Here is a 6,657-nt window from a genome sequence, read left to right as displayed (position 1 = left end):
ACAAAAAATGAGATAGGCAACCCTTTCGGGGAAGTCTATCTCGTTTTTTTCATTTTAGGCTATTTTGCAACAGCCCCTTTTTGCGCGTGTGCTGTCCGGCTGGAAAATTTGACCGGAACTTTACAACCCCTTCACCCAAAAGCGATAGACCTGCCAACCCGACGGGTCTAAACTGAAACCAGAAGCAACCGGATAAAAGCAAGGGGGAAATGGAAAATGCGGAAAAAAGAACAACTGGACTGGATGATTGGCTCTCTGCGCACGCTGGCCGCACTGGTGGGTGTGCTGCTGCTGGCCTTTGGCGCGGCTCCCGGCGTGCTGGCTGCCGGAACCCAGCAGGCGGCGCAGGCCCCGGCTGTGGCAGGGCAGACCGGAACGGTGATCTGGGGTGTGGTCTTTGCACTGGCGGCTCTGGGCATCATCACTGCCGAGATCGCCCGCAAAAAGCACGATGCGAACCACAAAACCGAAGAGAGCTGAAACCGCGGGCAAAACAAAAACTCCCCCGGCCTCAATGAAAGGAAAACGGGGGAGTGTTAAGTGAAAAGTGAAGAATGAAGAGTAAATAAGGAAAAATCCCGGGCGCTTTCGCGTCCGGGATTTTTTGGTGAACCATCGGAGACTCGAACTCCGGACCCTCTGATTAAAAGTCAGATGCTCTACCGACTGAGCTAATGATTCACGCTGTTTACAGCTTATTTATTATATCAATCCGCCATCACTTTGTCAAGCGGTTTTTTCAAAAAAACAGCAGAGAAAGCCTTAAGGCTGTTTTTGACCCTGAAAGTGCCGCCAAAAATTACAAAGTGTTTACAAACGGCCAAAAAATGAGTATGATAAGAATAGCCCATCGTTTCAAGAACGAGCGGTTGGGGCGTGGGGATTCCGCTTTGATCTCCACGCTGAAGCCTGGGAAAAACTTTCAATGGGTTTGATTCACAAACTTTTTCCTGGGATTTTGGCGAAAGTGCGTAAAAATTCCCGTTTGCTTTACAACGATTCTGAGTGGGAGTAAAATGGAAAAAACGGGGGTGCAGCGCCCCCGGCGCGAGAAAAGGGCTTTCCGCATGGGTGCGCCCCGGCTGCGGCCTGTGCAAAAAATACACAGACAAATGGAGAGAATCACATGAAGCGATTGATGAGTGTCGTATTGGCTGTACTCATGGCGGCCAGCGTATTCACCGCCTGCGGCGGCAAGGGTGAGACCGCCAGTGGCGAAGGCGGGCAGGGAGCATCCAGCCCCGCGGCTACGCCGGAACCCACGCCGGAGCCCTATGAGGCCCAGGTTCTGACCGGCTACGAAAAGGACATTGACTATCCGGAAGGCGAGCGCATCACCGCCGTTATGGTGAATAATATTCAGGCATGCCGGCCCCAGCGCGGCCTTTCCGCGGCGGATATCCTGTTCGAGATCAAGGTAGAAGGCGGAATTACCCGCTTTATGGCGGTGTTCACCGACTATAACGATATTCCCGAGATCGGTCCCATCCGTTCCGCCCGCGACCAGTTCTTCCGTCTGGTTCTGCCCTGGCAGCCGCTGTATGTGCATGTGGGCCAGAGTGTGGTGCAGCGCCAGTACATCGAGGACTACAGCTATGAGGAGTGGGATCTGGAGGGCAACACTGCTGCCGGTCTGATCTATCGGGATAAAAACCGTTTGAACTGGGCGGGCAACACCGTGGCCACCGAGCACACTGCCTACACCAACGGCGAAAAGATCGCTGAGTACATTGAAAGCCAGAACATCGACGACCGCCGCAGCTACAATTCCACCTTCTTTGATTTTGTGGATTACCGTGACCCGGCCGTGATTCCCGCAGGCAATTTTGTGGAGGGCGATAACAACGCCGAGCGTGTGACCATCCGCCATTCCCAGAGCTACCGTACCCAGTTCGACTACGACGCCTCTCTTGGTCAGTACAAGATGGCTCAGTATTACTCCAGCCTGGGCAGCTACCGGGATACCATCGATGAAAACAACGATCAGCAGCTGATGTTCGACAATGTGATCGTGCTGTTCACCGATATCCACACCTATCCCGGCCACGAAGCCAAGGATCTGCAGTATGCCGAGTACAGCTGGGGCGGCGTTGGTTACTACTGCTACGGCGGCAAGATCGAGAAGATCCGCTGGGAGAAGGGTACCCCGCTGGACACTCTGCGTCTGGTAACCTTTGATACCCAGGAGCCCTTCGAAATCAACTGCGGCAAGAGCTATGTGACCGTGGTGGATATCGACGAGGCCGAGAGCTTCAAGTGGGAGCCTCTGGCCACCGCGCAGGACACTCAGGAAGCACCCACCAGCGAAACCTTCGTGGAAAACGAGGATTGATCATAGTTTGATCCAGGGCCTGTCTGCCAAAAATGGACAGGCCCTGTTTTACACTCCAGCAAAGCATAACATAAGGGGAAGGGGAAACACACAGATGAGAGTATTTTACAAAGCGGCGGCGCTGGCACTGAGCCTGGCGCTGCTGGCCGGCTGCGGCAAAGGGGCGGATTCCTCCCAGGCACAGGCCTCTGCGTCCAGCCAGGCGGCCTCTTCGCAGGCGGAGCAGCAGGTGCCGGAGCTGCCGCAGGCGGAAAACGATATGCCCATGCCTGCCGAGGGCATCAGTGCGCTCACCGGTCGTGAGACCGAGTATTACGGCCAGCGCCCGGTGGCTGTGATGCTCTACAACGACAAGGCGGCCTGGCCCCAGTGGGGCATCGGCGATACCGAACTGCTGATCGAGGCAAACACCGAAGGGCAGGGCGGCTGGCTGATGGCCGTGTACGACGGCGTGGATGCGCTGCAGAAGGTGGGCCCGGTGGGCCAGGGGCGGGACCTGTTTTTGCAGATGGTCATGCCTCTGCAGGCCATTCCCATGTATGTGGGCAGCGATGCCTACACCTCCAATCTGGTGAACTATTACGGATACCAGCCGCTGGACGGCATCTACACCGGAACCAGTGCCTTTGATCTGGATACCGAGCGTGCAAAGCTCTATCTGGAGCAGTACAGCTGGTACACCACCAGCAGTCTGGTACCCGGTGCGCTGGGGCTGTATGGTCAGAGCAGCGAGGGAAAACCAAACAGCTTCTTCCAGTTTGCCGAGGGCAGCGTTCCCCAGAACAGCCAGGGCTATGAGCTGGCCATTACCTACGGCAGCGAGCGCACTGCCCGTCTGGTCTACAACCCGGATGATCAGCGCTACTATCTGCGGGAAGGCGATACCCCCCAGACCGACGCCAACCGCCCGGAGGACAGTGAGGTTCGCTTCTCCAATGTGATCCTGCTTATGGCTTCCAGCGGCATGAAGGACAACGGCGTGACCCGCCAGTACGATCTGAGCGGCGGCGAAGGGCTGTATCTGAGCGGCGGCGGGGTACAGACCATTCGTTGGGAAAAGGGCGACGCCATGGCCCCGCTGAAGCTGTATGACCAGAATGGCAGCATGCTGAATGTGCAGCCCGGCCGCACCTATCTGGGCATTTATGGCGGCTTTGCGGGCCAGAGCCTGAAGCTGCTGGATGTCTCGGGCGCGGAGCAGGCGTTGCCTTCCGCTCCCGCACCACTGCCCACCGCAGTGCCCACGCCCAGCCCGGAGCCTACGCCGGAGCCCACACCGGAGCCGGTACCCACCGAGGCTCCTGTGCCGGAATCCCAGCCGGTGGCGGAAAGCGTTCCTGCTTCCCAGCCGGTGACAGAAAGCGTTCCGGCCTCGCAGCCGCAGGGCTGATCAAGCGCCAGGCGCATTTTTGCCGGATGGGCCGTGCAGGCGAAAAAAGCAAAAAGAGCATCTGCAGAACATGCAGATGCTCTTTTTTGTGTTGTCCGGCAGGATGAGAGGAATGCCCCGGCTGTGGAAGAGGTTTGTGCGGTTTTTCCATGGTGCAAATTTTGGGGCAGCGGTATAATAAAATGGTTGCGATAAAAAAGGGGGGATTGGGTCCATGGGGACCGTTTTCGTAAAATCTGTTTCGTTTCTGTTTATCATTCTGCTGGGGGTTGCGTTTCGCAGCCTCGGAATTTTCGGAGAAAAGGATCATAAAATAATCAGCAGCATTGTGCTCAAAATCACCCTGCCCGCTGCGGTGATCAGCAGCACCGCCAATATGGACTGGCAGCCGAAGCTGCTTTTGATTCCGTTGCTGGCTCTGGCAGTGAGCTGGGGGATGATCGGCCTGGGCTTGCTGCTGAGCCGGGGACGTTCGGCAGGCGAGCGGGCGCTATATATGCTCAACCTGCCCAGCTGGAACATTGGCGCGTTCGCGCTGCCGTTTCTTCAGAGCTTTCTGGGGGCACAGGCGGTGATGGCAGCCTGCCTGTTTGATGTGGGCAATTCCATCATGTGCACCGGCGGCAGCTATGCACTGGTCTCGGTGGTATGCGGCGGGGAAAGGCCGGATCTGAAAAGCGTGGGCAAAAAGCTGATCACTTCGGTTCCGTTTGTCACCTATCTTACCATGCTGGCGCTGGTGATGCTGCGAATTACGGTGCCGCAGGGCCTGCTGGATTTTATCAACCCGATTTCCGTGGCAAATCCTTTTCTGGCCATGCTCATGATCGGAGCCATGTTCCGGGTCGAGGCAAAGCCGGAATATATCTGGAGTGCGGGGAAGGTGCTGTGCATCCGTCTGGCTGTGGCGCTGATTCTTGCGGCGGGGATCCTTGCATTGGCTCCCTTTTCGCTGGAAATGCGCCGGGGACTGGCCGTGCTGGTCTTTGCGCCCATCTCGGTAATCGCCCCCGCATTCACCGAGCAGTGCGGCGGCAACGGCGGCCTTGCCAGCTTTATCAATTCCCTGTCCATCCTGCTGGGCGTAGCAGGCATGCTGGCAGCGCTGTTTGCGCTGGGCGTGATGTAAAAAAGAAAGCAAAACCCAAAAGCAGCCCCGGAACAAAGCTCCGGGGCTGCTTTTCCGATTGCGGTTGGGAAAATCAGGCTTCGTCATCCAGATAGCCGAAGGGTACAATGTCCACTGCTTCCACAATACCATCCCGCATCCAGAGAGCCGCGTCGGTGCGCAGGGTGTAACCCGCTCCGGGGTCGGCCATCCAGTCCTCGGGTTTGTGCCGGGGCAGGGCCTTCTGGGCCAGCATGCTCATGATCACGCCGCCGTGGGTCACGCAGACGGCCTCCTCGGTGCCGGAGCGGATCAGGTATTCGAACAGCTTCATCAGAGTTTCGCCGCAGCGCTGATGGAACTGGGCCGTAGGCTCCGCGCCCTGGGGCGTAAAGCCGGAGGTGGGGTCCATCCAGCGGGCGAACTCCGGTTCGTGCACCAGTTCATTCACCTTGCGGCCCTCAAATACACCGAAGCCGGCCTCCCGCAGCTGATCGATGGCCAGCTTTCGGGCGGTGGGGAAAAGAATGTCCGCGGTCTGGGTGGCTCGCAGCAGAGGCGAGGTGAACACCAGCGAAGGCTGGGGATATTCAAAGCGGCTGCGCAGCTCCTCCAGCTGGGCGCGGCCTTCGTCGCACAGGGGCAGGTCGGTGCCGCCGCCCACATACAGCCCGTCCAGATTGCCCCGGGTCAGCCCGTGGCGGATCAGGTGCAGGGTAAAGGTTTTCAAAAAAATCCCTCCTGAAAACAGATCAAAAGATTACAAAATAGTAACATAATACTAAATGGAAAATTCTTGAAACACAATATTTAGAAAAGAATTCCTGCTTATTATCATACATCTAGGTGACAAAGTCAATATTTAGGCAAAACCTACGAAAAAACAAAAAGAAAATTGGCGAAATTTGTATTTACAAAGCGTTTTGGTTGTTTTATAATTTACGATACGTAATTGTCTCCGCGGGTGGCCTGTGCCCGATGCGGACAGGACGGACTTGCGGAACGAAGAGGTAGAGAGTGCATGACGACTGAATTTAACCGGATCATTACCCTGCTGCGCAAAGAGCGGGGCATCACCCAGAAGCAGGCGGCTGCGGATCTGGGTGTATCCCAGGCGCTGCTGTCCCACTATGAGAAGGGCATTCGCGAATGCGGTCTGGATTTTGTGGTGCGCGTGGCGGAGTATTATGATGTGTCCTGCGATTATCTGCTGGGCCGCAGCCCGGACCGCAACGGCCTGACCCTGCGGGTGGAGGATATTCCCAACCCGGATTCTGCGCGGGACAGCATCTATCGCGGCAGCACCCTGCCCACCATGAACAAAAAGCTGATCTCCAACAGCCTGAACATCCTGTACGACAAGCTGGGCGCCAGCCAGAACAGCGATCTGATCAGCGAGGTGAGCGGCTATCTGAGCGTGGCGGTTTATAAGATGTTCCGCCTGCTCTATTCCTCCAATGCCAAAAATGCCAGCAGCCTGTTCAGTGTGAGCAACGGCCGGTGGAGCGGATATTCCTCCGCTGCCATGGACACTGCCGAAGCCAATGTGGCTGCCATTCTGGCCGGCGAAGAGGTGGGCAGCAGCGCCCCCATGAAGGATACCAGCTGCTTTGCCATGACCAGCCAGAGCCTGGAGCAGGATTACCGCCTGTATTCCGGCAGCCTGATGATGCTGATCAAAAACAGCGAAAAGCGCATCGACAAGCAGAAATAATCCAAAAGAAAAGACCGGAACCACCAGGGTTCCGGTCTCAGCTTGTAGAAAAACCTGCTGTGACAATCAAGCCAGAGCAGTTTTTTTGCATGAAAAGTAAAAGAACAGAGAAA

Annotated in this window: 7 protein-coding genes and 1 tRNA gene; 5 read left to right on the top strand and 3 right to left on the bottom strand. The window is 56.6% G+C overall.

The window, feature by feature from the left end:
- Nucleotides 1–216 precede the first annotated feature (216 nt).
- A complete protein-coding gene (locus tag ACESYO_RS16265) occupies nt 217–480 on the top strand; it encodes a hypothetical protein (RefSeq protein ID WP_058963168.1) in 264 nt (87 codons plus the stop codon).
- A 125-nt stretch (nt 481–605) separates the two neighbouring features.
- On the opposite strand, the gene ACESYO_RS16260 is transcribed toward ACESYO_RS16265, so the two are convergent.
- Nucleotides 606–681, bottom strand: a tRNA-Lys gene (locus ACESYO_RS16260).
- A 26-nt stretch (nt 682–707) separates the two neighbouring features.
- Nucleotides 708–1,106: a hypothetical protein gene (locus tag ACESYO_RS16255; protein ID WP_373211332.1), complete on the bottom strand. Its 399-nt coding sequence runs from the start codon at nt 1,104–1,106 to the stop codon at nt 708–710.
- A gap of 20 nt (nt 1,107–1,126) precedes the next feature.
- On the opposite strand from ACESYO_RS16255, the gene ACESYO_RS16250 reads away from it, so the two are divergent.
- The 3 genes from ACESYO_RS16250 (at nt 1,127) to ACESYO_RS16240 (ending at nt 4,851) form a co-directional block, all read left to right on the top strand.
- Entirely contained in the window at nt 1,127–2,332 is a 1,206-nt protein-coding gene (locus tag ACESYO_RS16250; protein WP_373210851.1) for a DUF3048 domain-containing protein, read from the top strand.
- Nucleotides 2,333–2,426: 94 nt separating this feature from the next.
- The gene (locus ACESYO_RS16245; protein ID WP_373210853.1) at nt 2,427–3,722 is read left to right on the top strand and encodes a DUF3048 domain-containing protein; all 1,296 of its coding nucleotides are present in this window, start codon (nt 2,427–2,429) and stop codon (nt 3,720–3,722) included.
- Nucleotides 3,723–3,936: 214 nt separating this feature from the next.
- Nucleotides 3,937–4,851: an AEC family transporter gene (locus ACESYO_RS16240; protein WP_373210855.1), complete on the top strand. Its 915-nt coding sequence runs from the start codon at nt 3,937–3,939 to the stop codon at nt 4,849–4,851.
- Between the two features lie 73 nt (nt 4,852–4,924).
- Here the strand turns inward: ACESYO_RS16240 and ACESYO_RS16235 are convergent, their stop codons facing one another.
- The gene (locus ACESYO_RS16235) at nt 4,925–5,560 is read right to left on the bottom strand and encodes a histidine phosphatase family protein (RefSeq protein ID WP_373210857.1); all 636 of its coding nucleotides are present in this window, start codon (nt 5,558–5,560) and stop codon (nt 4,925–4,927) included.
- A 291-nt stretch (nt 5,561–5,851) separates the two neighbouring features.
- Between ACESYO_RS16235 and ACESYO_RS16230 the strand changes: the two genes are divergently transcribed.
- Complete coding sequence (locus ACESYO_RS16230) at nt 5,852–6,544, top strand: helix-turn-helix domain-containing protein (protein ID WP_058963173.1); 693 nt, start codon at nt 5,852–5,854, stop codon at nt 6,542–6,544.
- The last annotated feature ends 113 nt before the right edge of the window (nt 6,545–6,657 follow it).

Origin of the sequence: Allofournierella massiliensis, from assembly GCF_964241245.1 — a bacterium.
GTDB classification, from domain to species: Bacteria; Bacillota; Clostridia; order Oscillospirales; family Ruminococcaceae; genus Allofournierella; species Allofournierella massiliensis.
Note: the sequence above shows the minus strand (reverse complement) of the source record. Positions and strands in the feature narration are given on the sequence as shown.

What these genes read in the sequence shown, in the direction of transcription:
- ACESYO_RS16265 (WP_058963168.1), top strand. Translation starts at nt 217, where the DNA reads ATGCGGAAAAAAGAACAACTGGACTGGATGATTGGCTCTCTGCGCACG.
- ACESYO_RS16250 (WP_373210851.1), top strand. Translation starts at nt 1,127, where the DNA reads ATGAAGCGATTGATGAGTGTCGTATTGGCTGTACTCATGGCGGCCAGC.
- ACESYO_RS16240 (WP_373210855.1), top strand. Translation starts at nt 3,937, where the DNA reads ATGGGGACCGTTTTCGTAAAATCTGTTTCGTTTCTGTTTATCATTCTG.
- ACESYO_RS16230 (WP_058963173.1), top strand. Translation starts at nt 5,852, where the DNA reads ATGACGACTGAATTTAACCGGATCATTACCCTGCTGCGCAAAGAGCGG.
- ACESYO_RS16245 (WP_373210853.1), top strand. Translation starts at nt 2,427, where the DNA reads ATGAGAGTATTTTACAAAGCGGCGGCGCTGGCACTGAGCCTGGCGCTG.